The organism is Cytophaga sp. FL35 (assembly GCF_014349235.1).
Taxonomy (GTDB): domain Bacteria; phylum Bacteroidota; class Bacteroidia; order Flavobacteriales; family Flavobacteriaceae; genus Euzebyella.
Map to the genome: position 1 here is coordinate 1 of NZ_JACSOH010000077.1, position 1,152 is coordinate 1,152.

Below are 1,152 nucleotides of genomic sequence, written 5' to 3' on the forward strand. Positions count from 1 at the left end.
ATCGCTACATTGTCGCTCCGCTCCAATTCCCGCACTTTGGGGTTTGTGCATCATTACTTCGGTAAACTCTGCACAGGCTCCGTGCTATGTCAGATTGCATTGGCCGTAGGATGAGGGACCATCGATATTATCACCTTTAGGCGCCGTCGAGGAAAACTGTGCATATCAACCGCTATATGCAATCCGGTCTGCTCACTTGTATTTTTCTTTTTTACGTACCTTTCGGTACGACAAACAAAAAACCAAAACGCACGACTACACATAGCCCTGCGTTGTGGTGCATTAAAAAATTGGAAGAAAAAGTAGGAGCATACAAATCACCAGGAAAAGTTCACGGTTTTGACTTCATTTTTGAAGGAGAAATCAGATTCGGACCGACTTATTATAAATTGAAGTTAGACGGGGAGTTGATTAACAATAGAATTTTTGGCTTTGAATTTAAATGGCATCCTGAATCAAAGTACCTAGCACTTCAAGAGTGGCTGACAACTGACTATCAAAAAGGACCTATAACAGCTTTGACAATAGTTGACTTGAAAAAAAGAAAATTTGCCAAAATCTCAAAAGCTGAAAAAGGATTTATAAAGCCTCTGAAATTTGAGAACGAAATAATTGTCTTTGGGAAAGAGTATTTGGCTTCAGGTAAAAAGGGAGAATAGGAAATCAGTTTATTAGAAATTCAAAATTGGGAAAATGAATAAGGACTTTATCGTATCGATAGAAATTGACAATGAAGGACAACTTCACCTAATTACTTCTAAATTTACTTTTCCAATGATTTATAGAACAGCTACCGAAGTTCATTGGAATCCCAAAAAACATTCCTTGTATTCTCCAGCACCACGAGATTGGACTTATAAAATGTGGTTTGACCATATATTGAATGTGGCTGAAAATGAATGCAACTGTAAACTTGAAAGAACTGAAAATACAAAATGGGTTAATATCCCAGATGAATTAAAAGAAGAAATACAAAAGACTAAATAATAAAACGACACCACAACAAGGTATATAGTGCATACCCTGCGGGATACGCACCATATACAGACCGATGATGATGCACAATTCACCTAAAGGTGAACCCAAATCGCTACATTGTCGCTCCGCTCCAATTCCCGCACTTTGGGGTTTGTGCATCATTACTTCGGTAAA

3 protein-coding genes are annotated in these 1,152 nt (G+C 37.9%); 2 read left to right on the forward strand and 1 reads right to left on the reverse strand.

Going from position 1 to position 1,152, the window contains the following annotated elements; translation table 11 throughout:
- Window positions 1–290: 290 nt before the first annotated feature.
- Both BIZ36_RS20665 and BIZ36_RS20670 read left to right on the forward strand, forming a co-directional pair.
- Window positions 291–659 carry a hypothetical protein gene (locus BIZ36_RS20665; RefSeq protein ID WP_187459753.1) on the forward strand — a complete coding sequence of 123 codons (369 nt, stop codon included), beginning with the start codon at window positions 291–293 and terminating at the stop codon, window positions 657–659.
- Between the two features lie 34 nt (window positions 660–693).
- Window positions 694–987: a hypothetical protein gene (locus BIZ36_RS20670; protein WP_187459754.1), complete on the forward strand. Its 294-nt coding sequence runs from the start codon at window positions 694–696 to the stop codon at window positions 985–987.
- Here the strand turns inward: BIZ36_RS20670 and BIZ36_RS21005 are convergent.
- A partial coding sequence (locus tag BIZ36_RS21005; protein WP_222937501.1) for a hypothetical protein occupies window positions 958–1,152 on the reverse strand: 195 nt, incomplete at its 5' end. The genes BIZ36_RS20670 and BIZ36_RS21005 overlap by 30 nt on opposite strands.